Annotated in this window: 12 protein-coding genes; 8 read left to right on the top strand and 4 right to left on the bottom strand. The window is 66.9% G+C overall.

Translation table 11 applies throughout. The annotated features are described in order from the left end of the window. Positions 1 to 94: 94 nt before the first annotated feature. On the top strand, positions 95 to 856 hold the full coding sequence (locus MEBOL_RS17560; RefSeq protein WP_095978521.1) for a hypothetical protein: 762 nt from the start codon (positions 95 to 97) through the stop codon (positions 854 to 856). A gap of 654 nt (positions 857 to 1,510) precedes the next feature. Here MEBOL_RS17560 and MEBOL_RS17555 read toward each other — a convergent pair. Then, entirely contained in the window at positions 1,511 to 2,137 is a 627-nt protein-coding gene (locus tag MEBOL_RS17555) for a hypothetical protein (protein ID WP_245919854.1), read from the bottom strand. Between the two features lie 493 nt (positions 2,138 to 2,630). Here MEBOL_RS17555 and MEBOL_RS17550 point away from each other — a divergent pair, with 493 nt between their 5' ends. The 6 genes from MEBOL_RS17550 (at position 2,631) to MEBOL_RS17525 (ending at position 11,611) form a co-directional block, all read left to right on the top strand. Beyond that, complete coding sequence (locus tag MEBOL_RS17550; RefSeq protein WP_095978519.1) at positions 2,631 to 5,576, top strand: serine/threonine-protein kinase; 2,946 nt, start codon at positions 2,631 to 2,633, stop codon at positions 5,574 to 5,576. Positions 5,577 to 5,587: 11 nt separating this feature from the next. Next, complete coding sequence (locus MEBOL_RS17545) at positions 5,588 to 6,313, top strand: tetratricopeptide repeat protein (RefSeq protein ID WP_095978518.1); 726 nt, start codon at positions 5,588 to 5,590, stop codon at positions 6,311 to 6,313. A 175-nt stretch (positions 6,314 to 6,488) separates the two neighbouring features. Then, positions 6,489 to 7,913 carry a dGTP triphosphohydrolase gene (gene dgt, locus MEBOL_RS17540; RefSeq protein WP_157775107.1) on the top strand — a complete coding sequence of 475 codons (1,425 nt, stop codon included), beginning with the start codon at positions 6,489 to 6,491 and terminating at the stop codon, positions 7,911 to 7,913. Beyond that, a complete protein-coding gene (locus MEBOL_RS17535; RefSeq protein ID WP_095978516.1) occupies positions 7,906 to 8,709 on the top strand; it encodes a hypothetical protein in 804 nt (267 codons plus the stop codon). The genes dgt and MEBOL_RS17535 overlap by 8 nt, the downstream gene beginning before the upstream one ends. A 437-nt stretch (positions 8,710 to 9,146) precedes the next feature. Next, a complete protein-coding gene (locus MEBOL_RS17530) occupies positions 9,147 to 10,913 on the top strand; it encodes a phosphatidylinositol-specific phospholipase C domain-containing protein (RefSeq protein ID WP_095978515.1) in 1,767 nt (588 codons plus the stop codon). An 83-nt stretch (positions 10,914 to 10,996) separates the two neighbouring features. After that, entirely contained in the window at positions 10,997 to 11,611 is a 615-nt protein-coding gene (locus MEBOL_RS17525; protein WP_095978514.1) for a PH domain-containing protein, read from the top strand. Between the two features lie 14 nt (positions 11,612 to 11,625). Here the strand turns inward: MEBOL_RS17525 and MEBOL_RS17520 are convergent, their stop codons facing one another. Continuing rightward, on the bottom strand, positions 11,626 to 12,048 hold the full coding sequence (locus tag MEBOL_RS17520) for a DUF2059 domain-containing protein (protein WP_157775097.1): 423 nt from the start codon (positions 12,046 to 12,048) through the stop codon (positions 11,626 to 11,628). 258 nt (positions 12,049 to 12,306) lie between these two features. Between MEBOL_RS17520 and MEBOL_RS17515 the strand changes: the two genes are divergently transcribed. Beyond that, entirely contained in the window at positions 12,307 to 14,520 is a 2,214-nt protein-coding gene (locus tag MEBOL_RS17515) for an RCC1 domain-containing protein (protein WP_095978512.1), read from the top strand. Between the two features lie 6 nt (positions 14,521 to 14,526). Here the strand turns inward: MEBOL_RS17515 and MEBOL_RS17510 are convergent, their stop codons facing one another. Together MEBOL_RS17510 and MEBOL_RS17505 are read right to left on the bottom strand one after the other, a co-directional pair. Then, complete coding sequence (locus tag MEBOL_RS17510; RefSeq protein ID WP_095978511.1) at positions 14,527 to 14,853, bottom strand: pilus assembly protein N-terminal domain-containing protein; 327 nt, start codon at positions 14,851 to 14,853, stop codon at positions 14,527 to 14,529. 94 nt (positions 14,854 to 14,947) lie between these two features. Then, complete coding sequence (locus MEBOL_RS17505; protein WP_425437629.1) at positions 14,948 to 19,342, bottom strand: galactose-binding domain-containing protein; 4,395 nt, start codon at positions 19,340 to 19,342, stop codon at positions 14,948 to 14,950. Between the last annotated feature and the right edge of the window lie 122 nt (positions 19,343 to 19,464).

Genomic DNA, 19,464 nt, shown 5'->3' with positions numbered 1-19,464 from the left:
CCTCTCAAGACCCATGTTCGGACTTGACGTGAGAGGTCGAATGGAGTCCAAGGAGGGTGCACGAGGCAGTGGTCGATGCGAGGAGGGGCCACCGATGGCGGACGAGAAAACCCGGAAGTCTGGCGCACCGGAACGGTTCGAACTCGGCGCGAGCTACGACGAGATAGGGCCCGACCTGGGGAGCCTCCACGACGCGTGGCAGGTGGACACGGGAGAGGCGGCCCTCCACTTCCAACCTGGAGACCGGGTGGAGTGGCAACTCTCGGGTGACTATGAGGTGAGCCTCTCCTGCCGACGCGGCTCATCCATCGTGCGGCTGCGGGTCAAGGAAGGCCCCCGGTCGGTGCGGACATCGGAGCTAGCCGACATCTGCATGTGGATGCACGCCGCGCTCCAGCGCGTGGAGCACAATCCCCGGGTGAGCGCCCACCTCACGCGCCCGCCCTCACCCTCGCATCCCCCGACAAGTATCTCCCGAAGTCCATGCACCCCGGCCGTGCTCGCGCTGATGGCGGTGCTCTCCTGGCTCCACCTGACGCGCGAGCCTGAACTCCCGAGCCCCGCACCTGCAGGTGCGCTGTCAGATGTCCACGCCCCTGCGGACGCCCCCTACGTGACTGACTCCGACCCTCCGAGCCCGCCGTCACTCGCCTATCCCCTGCCCTCCAAGCCCTTCCGCAATCAGGCGGCGGCGCCCTGCAAGCCCGAGTTGTGGGAAGAGGAGATCAACGGTGGGTGCTGGATGCAACTGGGTCGACCTCCTCCCTGCCTCAAGATTCACGCCGAGTACCAGGGCAAGTGCTACCTGCCCGTCTCCAAGGACCGGGGCCGCCTACCCTCCACCGTCCAGCCCTGATGTCCAAGGGGAACTCGAAACGCCCCCATCCACTGGAATGCCCCCATCTTGGCCACTGACTGGAGCGGGAGAAACGTCTTCGGGTGGATTGCTCTCGACGGGCTCATATCCCGGGACGACACCTGGCTTCGCGGGGACGCCTCCATCGGGATTTGACTCATCCAAGTGCTGTTCCGGTTGCCCATCGAAGACGCGCCGAAGGATACGACCATCTGAACTGATGGCGTACTTCACGCCAGAGTCCAACGCCACATACCCACCACCGCAATAATTCTCATCCTCGTAGATGTAGACGAAGATGACGTCTCCCTCGCGAATGACGTGATAGCGCTGTGCCTCCAGTTGGCGATGACACGGGACGTTCCGCGTCCTGTACGGCAGGAAGTCGTTGGTGGCTATCAGCACGGCACGCAGTAACTCGCCATCCCACGCGTAGTGTTTTCCCGGCTCCCCCACGGCGGTGCTGGGCTGAGCAAGAAACGAAGGAAACACGACCGACTGGTCATCCTCCACGGGGACGGAGGATGGAAACGGGCTTCGCACGCAACTCGCCGCGAGAACGATCAACGTCAGAGTCGGGATTCTCATCCGCATGAATCGCCCTCGGCGACAGTGCCCACACCTATCTCGGGTGGCCACATCAATGGGCGCTCCCTACTGGTGATATTCCCGGCCATTGAGGAGGAATGTGTTCGCATTGATCCAGGTCACCTTGCCCATTTCTTGACGCATCCACGCATCGCCCGTCCGGACAAATCGCAGGAGATCACGGGTCTCCGGCGTGTATTGATAGAACCCGTCGCATGAAGGAACCGCTCGATCCGACTTCGAGAAGAAAGCGACGATGGAGAGCGGCACTCGACCCCTCTTGGTTTCCACGACCCATTCGTGCAGGTTGGCGAGCGCGATGATCTGGCGCATGTCATTCAAGGAAAGCGCGCCACCGAACGGATGGTTATGGAGAGCGAAGATGTACTTGATGTCCCAAGAAGAAAAGCGAGGATCTTCCACATACGCGGGGAGCCTGCAGGTTTTTCTTCTCCGCTGCGGATCATCCGAACCCGACTGATCCGTCATCATGCTCATCTGATATTTCTTATCAGGCGTGTAATACAGCCAAGCGCAGTACTCCGTCGAGGTTCTCATCGCCACCTCGGGATCCTTGATGTGCCCCACGCTCGCATTGGGTTTCGATAGAAACAGCGAACATGCCGCCCCCAGTGCGTCAGAGGCATCGTCAAATGGACCGAACTCGGGCATCGGACCCGGCAAACGGTCCAAGAAGCCCGCTCCAGGCTCGGGCCTCACGACGCCGGGAATAGGAGTAGGGCCCGAGCATCCGAGTCCGACCAAGATCGACGCCACTGCGAACCAACCTGAAGACCTACATTCCGACATGAAACGAAATGTAACACATCCCCACTTGCCCCCTCTCGGAATCGCGCCGGAAGAAACGCCGCCCACGCGCGTTCCCCGTGAGAAGACCTCCTGATCCCTCCACGACCTTCTTCCTCATCCGCGCCGGAGCCCCCCGCGCACGACACCCGAGCGTCCGTCCCCGACTCCCGTTAGAAGCACGCGGTTCGCTCGACAGCACCCGGGGGCTCGCTTGCCTGGGTGCACTCCACGGTTACTCGTTGGTCTCGTCCATGTGTCTTCCCCACGAAGGTTCGCACTCCACCGACTCCGCATCCACCGTCTCCGACCTCGTATCCCGCTGTAACCTTCCCTCGAGCCCACTTGAGGTGGGCCCGGCGTTTCCAGGGGGACATGCATGGAGCATCTGAAACGATCTCCGACGGAGGAGTCGGCCAGCCCGCCCGAGGCGGGCAGCGCGCCGCACCCGGAAGAGGGCGCCGAAGGGCTCGCGTGCGCGCTGGACGTGCTGGAGCTGGAGCTCCAGCGCGCCCATGCGGTGCTGCGGCAGGGCGTGGACGAGCCCACCCACGTCGTGGGAGCACCCCCTCCCCTCCCCTCCCCTCCCGAGGAATCCCTCCCCCTGCCCCAGGGCACCGCCGTGGGGCGCTACATCGTGCGCGAGCGGCTCGGCGCCGGCGGCATGGGCGAGGTGTACGCCGCGTTCGACCCCCACCTCAACCGCCGGGTGGCCCTCAAGCTGCTGCTGCCCGGCGGCGCGGACCGGAACCAGGCCCGGCTGCGCCTCATGCGCGAGGCCCAGTCCATGGCCCGCCTGTCCCACCCCCACGTGCTGCCCGTCTTCGACATCGGCGAGCACGGCGACCAGGTCTTCATCGCCCTGGAGTTGGTGGAGGGCCGCACCCTGCGTCAGTGGCTCAAGGAGGAGCCCCGGCCCTGGCGCGAGGTGGTGCAGGTCCTCACCCGCGCGGGCCAGGGACTCGCCGCCGCCCACGCCGCGGGACTCGTCCACCGCGACTTCAAACCCGACAACGTGCTCGTGGGCCATGACGGACGCGTGCTCGTCTATGACTTCGGCCTCGCCTGCGAGCAGGGCACCGGCTCGCCCGGAGCCCCCGTCCCCGTGGACCTGTCGGTGCTGCTCAGCGCCCAGCCCCCCGCCCCGGACGCGGACGCCTTCGCCGACCTGCACACCCGCGAGCCCCGCGAGACGCCCGTCACCCGCGCCGGTCTCATCATGGGCACCCCGGGCTACATGGCGCCCGAGCAGTACCGCCATGAACCCCTCACCGGGCAGGCGGATCAATTCAGCTTCTGCGCCACGCTCCACTACGCCCTCTATGGCGAGCACGCCTTCGAGGGCCATGGCGCCGGCGCGCTCGCCCGCGCCACGCTCGCGGGCCGCCTGCGTCCACCGCCCCGCGACTCGGACGTGCCCGAGTGGGTGCGCCGCGTGGTGCGCCGGGGCTTGAGCCTCTCGCCCTCCGAGCGCCATGCCTCCATGGAGGCCCTGCTCGAGGCGCTCCAGGACGAGCCGGGCGCGCGCCTGCCCCGCAAGGTGCTCATGGCCGTGGCCGCCGCCTTCCTCGCGGCCGTGGTGGCCGGAGCGGCGAGCCAGTGGAGCCAACGCCAGGGACTCTGCCACCACCTGGGCACGTCGCTGGACGGCGTGTGGGACGCCCCCCGCCAGGACGCCGTGCGCCAGGCCTTCCTCGCCACCGGCCAGCCCTACGCCGCCGCCGCCTGGGCGGGGGTGAAGAGCGCGCTGGACGGCTATGCCTCCGCGTGGGTGGACCGCCAACGCCATGCCTGCGAGGCGACGTTCCTCACGGGCCAGGCCTCCGAGGAGCGGTTCACCGCGCGCACCGCGTGTCTGGAGCGTCGGCGCTCGGAGTTCAAGGCCCTGACGGCGCTGCTCGCCGTGGCGGATGCCTCCGAGGTGGAGCACGCCGTGGAGGCCGTGCGCGGCCTGTCCGAGCTGGAGCCCTGCGACGAGGCCGCGACGATCACCGAGCGCGTGCCCCCGCCCAGGGAGCCCGCGGCGGCCGCCCGGGTGGAGGCGCTGTACACGGAGCTGGCACGGGCCCGCGCGCTGCGCATCTCCGGCCAGTACGTGGCGGGGCTCGCCGCGGCCATCCCCGTGGCCACCGAGGCCCGCGCGGGCACCTACGCCCCCTTGAAGGCCGAGGCCCTGCTGGAGCTGGGGCAGCAGCAGCGCGGCTTCGGAGACCCCACCGCCGAGCACACCCTCCTGGAGGCGGCGTGGACGGCCGACGAGGTGGGGCTGGACGAGGTGCGGGCCGAGGCCCTGGTGGCCCTCACCCAGTTCATCGCCTACGACAGCGCGCGCGTGGCGGACGGCCATGACTGGTTCCACCAGGCGCGCGCCCTGCTCGTGCGCACCCGGCGCCAGGGCCGCCTGTCCGCGCAGCTCGAGAGCGCCCATGGCCTCTTGTACAGCGCCCAGGGCGACCCCATCGCCGCCGAGGCCTCGCAGCGCAACGCCCTCGCCGAGTGGGACAAGGCGGCCCTCGCGGAGAGTCCCGAGCGCGCCTCCCTGCTGCGCCACCTGGGCCTGACGCTCTCCGCCCAGGGCCGCCACGAGGAAGCCCTCGCCGAGTACCAGCGCGCGCACGCGGCGTATGTGCGCACGCTGGGCGCCGGGCATCCCCGCGTGGGCAGCGCCCTGGTGAACCTGGGCGGAAGCCTGAGCGTCCTGGGCCGCCCCGAGGCCCTGCCCACCCTGCGCGAGGGCGTGGCCATCGTGGAGCGGACCCTGCCCCCCCGCCACCCCTTCCGCGCCGTGGCCCTGGACGCCCTGGGCTCGGCCCTGACACGCGTGGGACAGCGGGAGGAAGCGAAGCGGGTGCTGCTCCGGGCCGTGGTGGCGGCGGAGGGCTCTCGAGGACCCCAACACCCGGACGTGGCGCCTGCCTGTGACAGCCTGGGCCGGGTGCTGCTGGAGTTGGAGCATCCCGCCGAGGCCCTGGCCCACTTCACCCGGGCGATGACCCTGCGCGAGCGCATGATGGGCGGGAAGCATCCCGAGCTCGCCTCGTCCCTCACCGGGCAGGGAGAGGCGCTGCGGCGGCTGGGCCGGAGCCACGAGGCCCTGGTGCCCCTGGAGCGGGCCCTCACCCTGCGTGAGACACATGCCGTACCGCCCGAGGACCTGGCCGACACGCGCTTCGCCCTCGCGCGCGCGCTGATGGACTCCCGCCGGGACATGAGGCACGCGCGGGCCCTGGCCGAGCAGGCCGTACAGGGCTTCCAGGGTCCAGGACATCAGGCGGCGCTCGCGCGGATCCAGTCCTGGCTGGGCGCGAGGCATTCCCGGGAGTAGAGGGAAGCCTCATGACCCACGAGCGCAACGGACGCGAGCCATGGCCCCCCGAGCTCACCGACCACTTGCGCAAGGTGGATCGGCTGCGGCGCGCGGGCCGCTACGCGGAGGCCCTGTCGCGCATGAAGGAGCTCGTCGAGGCCTATCCCCGGCAGGTGCGCGTCTTCTTCGAGATGGGACTCACCCTCGGCATCTGGGGTGGCCAGCCCGCCGAGGCCCTGCCCTGGTATGCCCGCGTGCTGGAGTTGGCCCCGGGCCACACGTCCGCCCAGCTCCACCGCGCGCTCGCCCTCGCCCAGCTGGGCCGTCACGCCGAGGCCGTGGACGGCTTCGACACGCTCGAGGCGGGAGGCGAGTTCCGCAAGGCGCTCGTCCTCTACATGCAGCGCGCCGAATCCCTGGAAGTGCTCGGCCGGCTCGAGGACGCCGAGCGCGACTGGACGCGAGCCCACGGCGAGGACCCCCGGAACCCGTGGCTGCTCCACCGGCGCGCCTCGCTGCGCGCCCGGCTGGGCCGCCTGGCGGAGGCCGTGGACGACCTCACCCGCGCCCTCGCCTCACCGGACGAGGAAGCGGTGGACGCGGAGCTGCTGCACGACCGAGGCCTGTTGCGCGCCCGGCTGGGAGACCTGGACGGCGCCCGCGCGGACTTCGAGGCCGGACGGTCCGCCCTGCGCGAAGGCGACCCTCCCGACCTCGTGGAGTTCCTGCACCGAGGACTACCAGAGACAGTCTGAGAATCCACCGCTACGTCGTACGAGGACACATGAATCGGACGGCATGTGACATGCATATCGCATCCAGCGAGACCAAAAGGCGCTTTGGTCAGAGGACGAACCTAGGATGCGCGCCTGTCATCTTGCCCACTGCCGACCCCCCTTGAGAGTGCCTGTAGCAACGGAGAGGAAGCTCATGAAGTTGGACTGGAACAAGCTGCTGTGCAACCGACGTCTCCGCGAATTGAATGGAGGCTCCCCCTCTGCCCGTGACGAACAGGAACTCCGCTCTGAATTCGATCGGGACTACGATCGGGCCGTTTTCTCGACTCCGGTACGTCGCCTCCAGGACAAGACCCAGGTCTTTCCTCTTGAACCCAATGACGCCGTACGAACGCGCCTGACTCACTCACTGGAGGTCTCCACGCTGACACGAGGTCTCGCGCGGGCCGTGGCGCAGAAGCTCGCTTCCACCGAACGTATTACTCAGGAGCAGGCCCTCAGCATCGAGGTCATCGCGACGACCTGCGGACTGATTCACGATGTTGGCAATCCGCCCTTCGGGCATGCGGGCGAAAAGGCCATCAGCAGTTGGTTCCAGCAAAAGCTCGCTCTCGAACCGGGATTCTTCCAGGAGTTCGATAATCATCAATTGGGTTCACAACTTCGAAATGACTTCTTGGAGTTCGAGGGCAACGCCCAGACCCTGAGGATTATCTCCAAGCTTCAACTACTCGCGGACAGACACGGACTCAATCTGACCGTAGGAACCCTTTCGGCGGCCATGAAGTACACGGCCGCGTCGAATCAGACGGGCAAGGCCGCCCACACACACAAGACCGGGTACTTCGCCTCCGAACAAAAAGTCGTCGACAGAATCCGGGAAGAGACGGGAACACAGGCCGCCCGTAACCCCATTGCCTACCTAGTCGAGGCCTGCGATGACACCATCTACGCCACGGTGGATCTCGAAGATGGAGTCAAAAAAGGGGTCATCACCTGGAAAGACCTAGAGCAGGCACTTCCGGACGTGGCACCTGAAGAGGCCAAGGACTTCATCCGTGAGCAGCTAAAAACTGCGGCCAGCTATATCGATGGTCATGTCCAGAAGGAACCCGAACTAGCGCTCAAGGGTCGAGCGCTCGACGAGGCCAAAGCCCAGCACTTCAGGACCGTGGTCATCGGTAAAACAAAAACCGCAGTCATCGAAACATTCGAAGCTCAATACGCATCCATTATGAGTGGAGACTACTCCGGCGAACTCATCGCGGACAGCAAGGCGAACAAGCTCATCAAGGCCTGCAAAACAGTTGGACGCAACCACGTCTACTCGTCGACCCAGACCCTGAAGTTGGAAATCCTGGGCCGCCGGGTCATTCACGACCTGATGGACATCTTTTGGGAGGGAGCATCCGCTTACACTCCTTCTGGGAAGATGTCTGGTTTCAACGAGAAGATCTACAATCTGCTCTCCCGCAACTACCGAACAGTCTTCGAACAGGCCCTCAGAAACTCGGACCTGCCCGCGAGCTACCATCGTTTCCAATTGGTAACGGACTATGTCTGCGGCATGACTGATACGTTCGCATGTAAGCTTCACTCCGAACTCACCCATGGTTGACGAGACGAATCCGCAACTCGAGTTCCGCCTCCGCAGGCGTCTCAGTGCCTTCATCCATCGCGAATCCGTATGGCGTCCCGCGCTCCGTTCACTCCAGGAAAGGACCCAGGCCCGCGGTTGGACGATCTACGTCTTCGGCGGAACGCTGAGGGATCTGCTCGCGCTCGCCCCGTCGACGGTGCCTCGAGATCTGGATCTCGTGGTCGCGGGCACGACCCGGCAGTCACTCGAGTCCGTTTTCGAGAGAGAACTCGTCCGTGTCAACCGGTTCGGAGGGCTTCACCTGGTCACGCACAAGTTGCCGGTGGATATGTGGACGCTCGACTCAACCTGGGCCTTCCGTGAACGACTGGTCCACGGAAGTGACTTCTCGGACCTGCCCCGGACCACGTTTCTGAACGTCGAGGCCATCGCCGCTGAATTCCATACGCGCCCCGGCCGGGCTCGCACCCTCTACACGCGGGGCTTCTTCCGTGGCATCCAGGAGCGACAGGTCGAAATCAACCTGGAGGACAATCCCTATCCGGCGCTCTGCATCGTCAGGTCATTGATCACGGCGCAACGGCTTCGCTTCTCGCTGGGCCCCCGCCTCGTGCGTTTCATCATGCATCATGCGAGGCGGATTCCCATCGAGGAGTTGGAGGCCATCCAGCGCTCGCACTACGGCCGCATCCGCCTCAATCGCCATCAACTGCACACCCTGACGGTCCTGGTGCGTGAACAGGCCAGTCACATCAAGATCCGGCCCGTGACGCTGCCACGCGAGCATCAACTCGCGCTGCGTGGGGTGGCCTGACGTCAGGGAGGCCCGTCCACGACCACCCTTCCCGCCACGCCTCTTGATTCGTGTCGCCAGCGGCGGTGACGCGTACAAGAAGGCGGCAGAGCCTCGTACGTGGCTCCCTCCAGCGACAACGTCGGCGGACAGGGCATCGGTAATGGCTCCGGTGGCGGCCAGCGGCTCAGGCCACCATGGAGACGGGGACGGCGCCCGCGCGGACTTCGAGGCCGGACGGGCCGCCCTGCGCGAAGGCGACCCTCCCAGCCTCGTGGAGTCCCTGCACAGGGGGCTTCCCGGGACGGATTGACCTCGGCGGAGACACGGCTGGCGAGTCAGCCAGTGCACACATATGGTGAACAAGGCACTACCCTTAGTGTAGCGCCCGTAGACTTGTCCTCTTCCAGCCCAGGGTCACCTCCCGCGGTGCGGTCTCACAGGACTCACGCAATCCCATGATCAAAACAGCCCATCAACTCATGTCGACGAGCACGCTTCTCGGTCTGCTCCTCACCAACGTCTGTTTCGCCCAAACGCCCGAGCAGGAAAAGGCCGCCGCCACCCCGTCAAGCGCCCAGCCCGGCTACATCGCCGACAAGAACAAGCCCTTCAACCAGTACACGTGGTTGACCGCCCACAATGCCTTCTCTTATGGAAACTACGGCGGGGTCAACTCCAGCCAGAGCATGAACCTCAGCGAACAGTTGGAGAAAGGTGTTCGCGGAATGATGCTCGACCTTCACGTGAAGGATGGCGACATCTACCTGTGCCATGGGACCTGCCTCCCCGGCAGCCTCAAGTTCGAGACCGCGCTCAAGAACTCCATCCTCCCCTTCTTGCGCAATAACCGGAACGAAGTGGTCACGCTCTTCTTCGAGGATTACTCGAGCAAGGAAGATCTCCAGAAGGTCTTCAGCAACACGCCGGAAGTCGCGACGTACATCTTCAAGCCCGAGGGGTGGCCCTCGGGTACCTGGCCCACGCTCGCCGCGATGATCAACAAGAACGAGCGTCTGTTGATCCTCAGCTCCAAGAGCGGCAACAGCGGCAGCTACAATGGCGGGGCGTACGTCATCAACGAGCGAGCGCTCACCGTCGAGAACACGTACAACCTCGGCAACGCGCTCCTGCCCGATGACGGCGTCCATGACTACGATTGTGAGAAGCGTGGCGAGAGCGCGGAATTGAATACCGCCGCCTCCTCCACCTACAAGAACTGGCCCCGGCCCTTCGTGATGAACCACTTTCACCAGTACACCGTCCTGGGCGCGCACAGCGACTTCGACAACCGCTTCGACAAGATCCTCAAGCGCGACAAGGACCACTGCCGGTCCAAGGCCAACCGCCCCCCGAGCTACATCGCCCTGGACTACGTGGACAAAGGAGACGCCATGGAATACGTCGAGTGGCGCAACAACGGGGGCGTGATCTTCTATGAGGGCGATAATGCCACACAAGACATCGTGTGCGGCATTGGCACCCAGATCAAGCGCACACTCAACTTGCAGTCCAGCGACGAAGCCCGCATGGGTTGTGAAAACGATGAAATGCGCTCCGCCGTCTTGAGCGGTATCCGCAAGGGAACGCGCATCAAGTTGTATGACAGCCCGAGCGGAGACAGACAGGACGACTACGCCATCATCGACGCCAAGAGGGATATCGGCATCGACGAGCGCGTGGTCATCTCCAGCCTCGAGACGAACAGCGACAACGCGGACTACACCATCCGCTTCCTTCGGAACAATGGCCTCAATGGCAAGGTCTCCCGGATCGAGGTGGATCCCCAGCCGACGGACTTCCCCGACAGCGCGATTGTCCTCTATGAGGGCGGGAGCGCCAGTCAGAACATCGTCTGCACCTTGCCCTTGACCAGCAGCACGTTCGTCAACTTCAAAAACGACGGCTACGGGTGCGACAACGACGAGGCCCGATCGGCGAAGATCCTCGAGGCCAAGGCGGGCACGACGATCACCGTCTATGACGATCCGAACGGTGGCACGGGCGATGATTACACGAGCATCCGGGTCAAGAAGAACATCCAGTCCCCCAGGGTCGTTGGCTCCTTCGAGAGTTCCTTCAGTGATGAGTATCTCGAGGTGACGTTCAAGCGGAAGAACGGGCTCAACGGAAAGGTCTCCTCCGCGCGGATATCGGCCGCGACCCGGGCGGGTGAAGCCTCCTCGGAAGCGGCGCCCCCTCCCCCGGAAGGGGCGAAGCAGTAGTCGCCGAGGGGCCGGTCGCCTATCGTGGCACCGGCCCACGGGGCCACATCACGGCCACTCCACCTTGGCTCGGGAGAATGAACATGTTCGGAAAACTCGCGGCTGACGCCCTCGGGCTCAGCGACATCGGCTCGGTCATCGCTCCGGCGGACTATGACAAGGTGGACGCCGACGACTACGTGATGCACGAGGACCAGGAGAAGATCTACTTCCTGATCAAGTCCAAGTCCGACGAGTACTGCTTCACCAACAAGGCGCTCATCCACCTGGACGGAACCAGCGCCGCCAGCAAGAAGCGCATGCTGCACCGCTACAACTATGGCTCTCACCCGGTGTCGAAAGTGCTGCTCGAGACCGCGGGCACCATCGACATGGATGTGGAGATCAAATTCCAGCTCGGCGCGAAGAGCTTCTCGATCGACGTCCACAAGAAGCAGCTCGAGCAGGTGAAGGACCTCTACAAGGCGCTGTTCCGCATCTCCGAGCTGATGCTCGAGAATGAACTGGCGCTCGGTCACGCCAAGGCCAGCATCGAGCTCGCCTCCACCACCCTGGGCCGGGGCCAGGCGGGCACCGCGCCCCTCGTGGAGACCTTCAAGGAACTCAACCAGGCCGCCTTCTCATGGCTGCTCGGCGCTCAGCAGAAGTACTGGGTGAAGGACTTCGGCTCCGTGTTCGAGCGGTACATCAAGGCCTGAAAAGGGGAGTGGGCCTACAGCCGCTGCACGCCGGACTCCTCCTCGTCCCGCTCCTCCTCGAGCGCCTGGAGGGCCTTCTGCGCGAGCCGCACGCCCCACTCCTCGCCCACTTCCTTCGCCTCCTGCATCACCTGGGGCTGCGCCGCGAGGAAGCGCCTGCCGGACGCGGACTCGTGGAAGGCGATGGCCGCGTCCACGTCCTCCTCGGACAGGTGCTTCATGTAGATGGGCACCAGTTGATCCACCAGCGACTCGCGCGCCGCCACCTCGCGGAACTTCTCCACGAAGCCCGGAGGCAACTCCGCCGAGCGCTGGAAATGGTCCGCCATCAACTCGAACATCATCCGCCCCGAGGCCTCCGCGCCCGTGAGCGCCATCAGCCGGCGCACCTTGCGCTCCTTCTCGGACAGGGGTGAAACACTCGCGGAAGGCGCCATGGCCTCTTCCCGCGTCCCTCCCGGGTGCGCACACGCCCCCGCGAGAAAGGCCAGGACACACCACCGCCACGACGCCACGAATCGCCAGGAGCCCATGCCTTCCACGATAGGGCCCCGATTCAAGGGTCCGGAAGTGCCGCCAGGTCCCAACTGTTTCGGGGCTTACCGTCCCGCCTCATTTCCGAGTGACGATGAGCTGGTGATATTTCCTGACCTTGACGCACTCGCGGTGAATGCCCCAGGAGCAGGAGATACCAAATGCAGAGCAGTCCTCGAGATTGGCTGAGCAGGATGTTGGGCGTATGGCTTGGGCTGTGGTTGGGGGTGGGCTGCGGACAGCCCGCCGTCGAGAGAGAAGAGCCGGTATCGCTTCCCTCCCCTCTCCGGGGTGCGCAGACGAGAACCCGTATCTCCGGCGCCTCCCAAACACTGACGGTGCGCTCGGATGGCACGGTGTGGGCCGTGGGAGACAACACCTCCGGCCAGTTGGGAGATGGCACCACGAGCAACCGCACGTCGCCCGTGCGGGTGTATGGGGTGCTCGGAGCGGTGGCCGTGGCCGCGGGCGGCCAACACTCGCTGGCGCTGCGCTCGGATGGCCTGGTGTGGGCCTGGGGTTCCAATTCCTTCGGCCAGTTGGGGGATGGCTCCACGAGCAACCGCACACAAGCGATGCCCGTAGAAGGATTGGGCAATGTGGTGGCGGTGGCCGCGGGCAACCTACACTCACTGGCGCTGCGCTCGGACGGCACGGTGTGGGCCTGGGGCTACAACTCCTCCGGACAGTTGGGGGATGGCTCCACGAGCAACCGCACGTTGCCGGCGCAGGTCCAGGGACTGAGCGGGGTGGTGGCCGTGGCCGCGGGCCACCACCACTCCCTGGCGGTGCGCTCGGACGGCACGGTGTGGGCCTGGGGCCTCAACGACTCCGGCCAGTTGGGGGATGGCTCCACGAGTAACCGCACGCTGCCCGTGCAGGTGCCAGGAGTGAGCGGAGTGGTGGCCGTGGCCGCCAGCTACTCCCACTCGCTGGCGGTGCTCTCGAGTGGCGCGGTGTTGGCCTGGGGCTACAACTCCACCGGCCAGTTGGGGGATGGCTCCACGAGCAGCCGCACGTCGCCGGTGCTGGTCCAGGGGCTGACCGGGGTGGAGTCCGTGGCCGCGGGCACGGGCTTCTCGCTGGCGCTGCGCTCGGACGGCACGTTGTGGGCCTGGGGCTACAACCTCTTCGGCCAGTTGGGGGATGGCTCCACGAGCAACCGCACGTCGCCGGTGCGGGTGCAAGGAGTGAACGACGCGGTGGCCGTGGCCGCGGGCAGATACCACTCCCTGGCGTTGCGCTCGGACGGTACCTCGTGGGGCTGGGGCTACAACTACTCCGGCCAATTGGGGAATGGCTCCACGAGCCACCGTGCGTTGCCGGTACAGATGCAAGGCGTGAGCGGAGGAGTGACCGTGGCCGCGGGCGCCAGCCACTCGCTGGCACTGCGCCCGGACGGCACGGTGTGGGCCTGGGGCATCAACGACTCCGGTCAGTTGGGCAATGGCACCCTGGGCCACAGCGCGTTGCCGGTGCGCGTGCAAGGATTGAGCGGAGGGGTGTCCGTGGCCGCGGGTAGCCACCACTCCCTGGTGGTGCGCTCGGACGGCACGGTGTGGGCCTGGGGTCTCAACCCCTTCGGCCAGTTGGGAGATGGCACCACGATCACCCGTACATCGCCGGTACAAGTGCAGGGATTGAGCGGCGTGGTGGCCGTGGCCGCGGGCCTCTCCTACTCGCTGGCGGTGCGCTCGGACGGCACGGTGTGGGCCTGGGGCTCCAACATCTTCGGCCAGTTGGGCAATGGCACCACGAACGACAGCGCCTGGCCGGTGCGGGTGCAAGGGTTGAGCGAGGTCGTGGCCGTAACCGCGGGCTCCTACCACTCGCTGGCGGTGCGCGCGGACGGCACGGTGTGGGCCTGGGGCTTCAACTACGACGGCCAGTTGGGCAATGGCACCACGAGCAACAGCACGTTGCCGGTGCGAGTGCAGGGATTGAGCGGCGTGGTATCCGTGGCCGCGGCCTACACCTACTCGCTGGCGGTGCGAGCGGATGGCACGGTGTGGACCTGGGGCTGGGGCTACGACAGCTCTGGCCAGAACACGGTGCCGGTGCGGGTGCAGGGGTTGAACGGAGTGGTGGTGGCCGTGGCCGCGGGCTCCACCCACGCGCTGGCGGTGCTCTCGAGTGGCGCGGTGCTGGCCTGGGGCGTCAACTCCGACGGCCAGTTGGGCAATGGCACCACGAGCGCCAGCTCGCTGCCCGTGAAGGTGTCAGCGACCAACACGGGGGTGGCCGTGGCCGCGGGCTTCCACCACTCGCTGATGGTGCGCTCGGACGGCACGGTGTGGGCCTGGGGTCAGAACGGCCACGGCCAACTGGGGGATGGCACCACGCTCAACCGCTCGCTGCCGGTGCGGGCGCAATGACCCGCCTCACTTCTCGGTGACGATGAGATAGCTCCGGCGCGCGCCGTCCGACGTCCACACCGTCAGCTTCGTCTGGCCCGGCTTGCCCGCGGTGACGCGAAGGACGTCATCGCCCATGGCCTGAATGTCCGCGATGTCCGGGTCCCCTACCGCCACGCGCGTCAGCCCCACGACTCGCAAGTCCCGCTCCTCCTTGGGCTTGAGGGTGATCGTCTCCTCCCGCGCCTCCGCCGCGGTCTTCTTGTCGGCCTTCGCGGGGGCCCGCGCGCTCACCTCCGAGCCACCCACCACCGCCAGGACAGCGAGCACACCCAGGGAGTTCTTCACGTTCATGACGGGCAGTGTCCCACGGCGGTGAGGCCAAAAAGAAGGGAGGCGGCCCCTTGTTCCGGGCCGCCTCCCTGTCACTCAACAGCTCCGAACCTGTCTACTTCGTGAAGGACAGGGGGCCGTTGGACAGCGTGGAGTTCCCCGCGCCGTCGATGGCCCGGACGCGCCAGGTGTGGCTGCCCGCCGCGAGCCCGGTGAGGCTCGTCTGCTCCGTGCCCGCGCCGTACACCTCGAACTCCCACAGCGAGTAGCCATACGGCAGGGCACGCTTCACGCCGCGCATCCGCACGTAGCGCCCCACGCCGCTCAGGCCCGTGAGGTCATCGATGCCGCCGTTGCCCGCGCTCTCCGTGTACAGCGCCTTCCAGTTCGTCGCGCCGTCGAGCGACGTCTCCACGACGTACTGCGTGCCGTACGCGGCCTCCCAATTGAGCACCACGCGCTTGATGGCGTAGACGGCGCCCAGGTCCACGGTGATGGACTCGGTGTCGGGGCTGGCGGTGTCCGAGCGGCTGGACCACCGGGTGGCCGGGTTGCCGTCCACCGCGTCGTTGCCCGAGCCGAACTCCGACGACGAGGCGTAGGCGTTGCGGCCGAGCGCCAGGTTGGTGGTGGGGCTCACCCGGGGCCTCGGGTTGATGGCGGGCGTGCGGTCCGCCCCGTCCACCTGCAGCACGTAGCGGGAGATGCCGCTGCCCACGTCCGAGGACTGCTCCCAGATGAACGTGGTCGTGGCGCCCGGCGCCGAGGTGCCCGCCGCCGGCACGAGCGCGGAGAAGGCCGCCGGAGCCGTGGTGTCATTGAGGGTGAAGGTGAACGTGGGCGAGGACGTGACGCCGCCGGCCCAGTTGTAGGCCCTCACGTACCAGGAGTGCTGGCCATTGCCGAACACCGTGCCCTCGAGCGGCGCGCTGGTCGTCTTCGTCGTCGTCAGCGCGATGCCGTCGATGACGACCTCATAGCGGTGGATGCCCGTCTGGGGATCCGAGCTCGCGTTCCAGGTGAACGTGGGCCGCGCGCCGGTGATGACCGCGCCGTTGGCGGGCGCCGTGAGGGTGAAGGCCGTGGGCGCCGTGGAGTCGCTGAGACCGAAGCCATCCAGGCCCGCGCCGTACTGGAAGAGCGGGTTGCCGTAGACGGGCAGGATGTGCTCACCCGCGGCGATCTTCTGGCGGATGGTGGCGCGCTCGGAGTCCGTGGCACCCAGGTCGAAGGGGATGTCCCACTTCTCCAGCTGGTTGCTCTCGTTGTCGGTGCCGATCTGGCTCATGCTCCGGGGCAGCTGCCAGGGCAGCTTGCCGCGCGGCAGCACGTCGCCGAAGAGCAGGTCCGCCACCGCCAGGCCGCCCATGTCTCCGGGACGGTAGGCCATGAGCAGCGCGTTGCTCTGCGGCACCACGTTGGTGAGCACGTAGGGGCGCGGGAGGATCATCACCGTCGTCGTGGGAATGCCCGCGGACTTGAAGCGGGTGATGACGCCGTACTGGTCTCCCCACTTGGCGTCGTGCGCGGGACCGATGGGGTCGCCCGGCAGGTAGGGCTTCTCCTTGTCCCACTCGGTGCCGTGGGTGAAGTAGCTCTCGCCCACCACCACGATGGCCGCGTTGGGCGTCACGCCCGCGGGGGCCGCGTCCTTGTACACGGTGATGCCGTCGCGCTCGGCGCGCTGCTTGATGGCCTGGTAGATGGTCAGGTCGCCGAACTCGGTGCCGTGGAAGTCCGAACGCCACGTCACCATGCACGCCGGATCATCCGCGCGGGGACCCGCGACGACGAGCCTGGAGCCCGCGGGCAGGCGCAGCGGCAGGGCGCCGTCGTTCTTGAGCAGCGTCAGGGACTCCTGGGCGGCCTGACGCGCGAGCTGCTTGTTGGTGGCGGTGTGCCACTCGGCGGTGCCCGCGGGGCCCTTGCGGTACGGGTCCTCGAAGATGCCGAGCCGGAACTTGAGGTCCAGGATGCGGCGCACGGCGTCGTTGATGCGCGCCTCGCTCACCTCGTTCTCGAAGTTGCCCATCTGCGTGGGCGTGGCGCCGCCCATCACGTCCGAGCCCGCCGTGGCCGAGCGCACCCAGGCGCCCGAGGGCAGCCAGTCCGAGCAGATGACGCCCGTGTAGCCCAGGTTCTGGCGCAGGTAGTTGAGGATGCCCGGGTTGTCACCGGCGCCGTAGCCCTCGGGGCCCAGCAGCCAGCTGCCCGCGTAGCCCGGCATGATGCCGCTGGTGCCGGCCTCGATGGCCGCGTGCCACGGACGCATGTGGTAGTGGATGGTGGTGCCGTCGTAGGTGATGCCGCCCTCGCCTCCCGCGCCCTGGCCCGGCCAGTGCTTGGTGGTGACCCAGATGGAGTGCGGGTTCACCTCGGGGCCGCCCTGCAGGCCGGCGATGAGGGCGCGCGTGAGGCCAGCGGACAGGTCCGCGTCCTCGCCATTGCCTTCCTGGATGCGGGGGTAGAGCACCTTGGTGCCCACCTCGGCGAGCGGAGACAGGGTGCCGCGGCTGCCCACCGCGAGCTGCTCGCGGCGCTGCATGTCACCCATGTCCCAGGCGCGCTGCGGATCCCGCGTGGCGGCGAGCGCGGGCTGCGTGGGCCAGCTCGTCTTGTAGCCGTGGATGGAGTCACCCGCGTCGATGATGGGGATGCCCAGCCGCTCCAGGGCGGAGGCGCGCTGGAAGGTCACGATGTCCTCGGGGCTCAGGGGGCCCATCATGAAGCCCGCGTTGGGCGTCGTCTTGGAGTCGAAGAACATCTGCAGCGCCTTCTCGCGCTTCGTCATGCGGCCCATCAAGTCGTTGACGCGCGTGGCGATGGGCAGGTGCCAGTCCTCGTACGGCTCGATGGTGCCGTTCTTGTTGAGGTCGCGCATGCCATTGATGAGGTTGATGCCGTCGGCGGCCGTCTCCACCACCGGCAGGTACACGCTGAAGTTGCCGATGTCCGAGCGGCTGGTGCTCCCGCCCACGGTCGCCACGACGTACCACTTGTACGTCCAGCGATCCGACAGGTCCTGGGTCAGGGTGAAGGAGGTGCCCGTGGCGGTGCCGACCTCGGAGTAGCGGTCCAGCAGGTTGCCCGCCGCCATCCAGTCGTAGTCATCCCGGGTGATGTTGACGAAGACCTTGTAGCTGGTGGCGCCCGACACGGCTGCCCAGGTGAGCGTGGGCCGGCGGGTGTTGGTGATCATCGCGCCGTTGGCGGGCGAGGACACGCGGAACGCGCCCGTCACCGCCGGGGGCGCCGGAGCCTTGTAGGGGTCCGGGATGATGGTGCGGTCGCGCGGATCCGTGGAGCCGCCCGTGGAGTAGATCTCCACGTTCCAGTTGGCACCCTGCACCGCGAGCGCCGTGACGCTCTGGCCGCGCTGGGTGACGCCCTGGGAGTTCACCACCGCCAGACGGATGTCCGTGTTGGGCTGGGTGGGGGAGAACTGGTTCTTGGACATCGTCACCGTGGTGTTGGCCGGATAGGTGAGCTGGTAGGTGAAGGGGCCCGGGGGGTTGCGCACGCCGGGCGAGCTGATGTCACCCTCCTGGGGCGCCGGCGAGATGCTCAGGGGCGCGGGCGACAGGTTGATGCGCGCGAACGCGAGCTCGGGGAAGTTCAGGTTGATGACCTGGTTGCCCGTCTGGGGAGGCGGCGTGGTGCCCCCACCCGGAGCGTAGACCTCGAAGGACCAGAGCGAGTAGCCGTGGATGGTGGTGCGCGAGGTGCCGCGCACACGCACGTAGCGGTAGGTGCCCGACACGGTGTGCTCCCGGCGGCCCGGCGCGCCGTCCGTCACGGTGGCGAGCGTCGTCCAGGAGGTGTCGTTGGAGGAGCCGTCGATGGTGTACGTCTTGGCGGAGGCGGTCTCCCAGTCGAGCACCACCTTGCCCAGCGCCTGGGCCGAGCCCAGGTCCACGCGAATCACCTGGGGATCCACGCCCGGGGCGGAGGACCAACGGGTGCCGGAGTCGCCATCCACGGCGTACCCGGGCCCATTGCCCGGGGCGTTGTTCTCCGTGCTCGTGGCGGTGACCGGCCGGCCCTGGGCGAGGTCCGAGCCCGTCGGCGAGCCGCCGCCGCTGCCATAGACCCCGAACTCATAGATGGAATAGCCGTAGCCAGTCAGGGCGCGCGTCACGCCGAGCATGCGCACGTAGCGGTAGGAGCCCGACACCGCGATGGTGTCCACGCCGCCATCCGAGTTGGTGACGGAGCTCAGGTCCGTCCAGGCCGTGGCGTTGGTGGAGCCCTGGATCTTGTAGTCCTTGGCGTAGGCCGCTTCCCAGTTGATCACCACCTGGGAGATGGCCGTGCTCTGTCCCAGGTCGACGTAGAACCACTCGTTGGCGGTGAAGTTGCTGCCCCAGCGCGTGGCGAGGCTGCCATCCACGGCCTCGGCCGGAGTGCCGACCTCCGTCGAGGAGGCATAAGCGGTCTTGTTGAGCGCGAGGTTCGGGCCCGTCTGGGCCTGCGCGACGAGGGGCGAGAGCATCGCGCCCAGCAGCGCCACGCCCGCACGGGCATGAAACAGCCAGGACCGGACGCCCCGAGGGCTCCGGCCAGGAAGGAGGGGAAGTGTCATGGGGGGTAGGGGGGAAGGAACCGCGGGGTGAAAACCAGGCCCCCCCTGGC

The sequence above is a fragment of the Melittangium boletus DSM 14713 genome (genome assembly GCF_002305855.1).
In the GTDB taxonomy this organism is placed as follows: Bacteria; Myxococcota; Myxococcia; order Myxococcales; family Myxococcaceae; genus Cystobacter; species Cystobacter boletus.
This window is presented reverse-complemented; position numbering and strand designations above follow the sequence as displayed.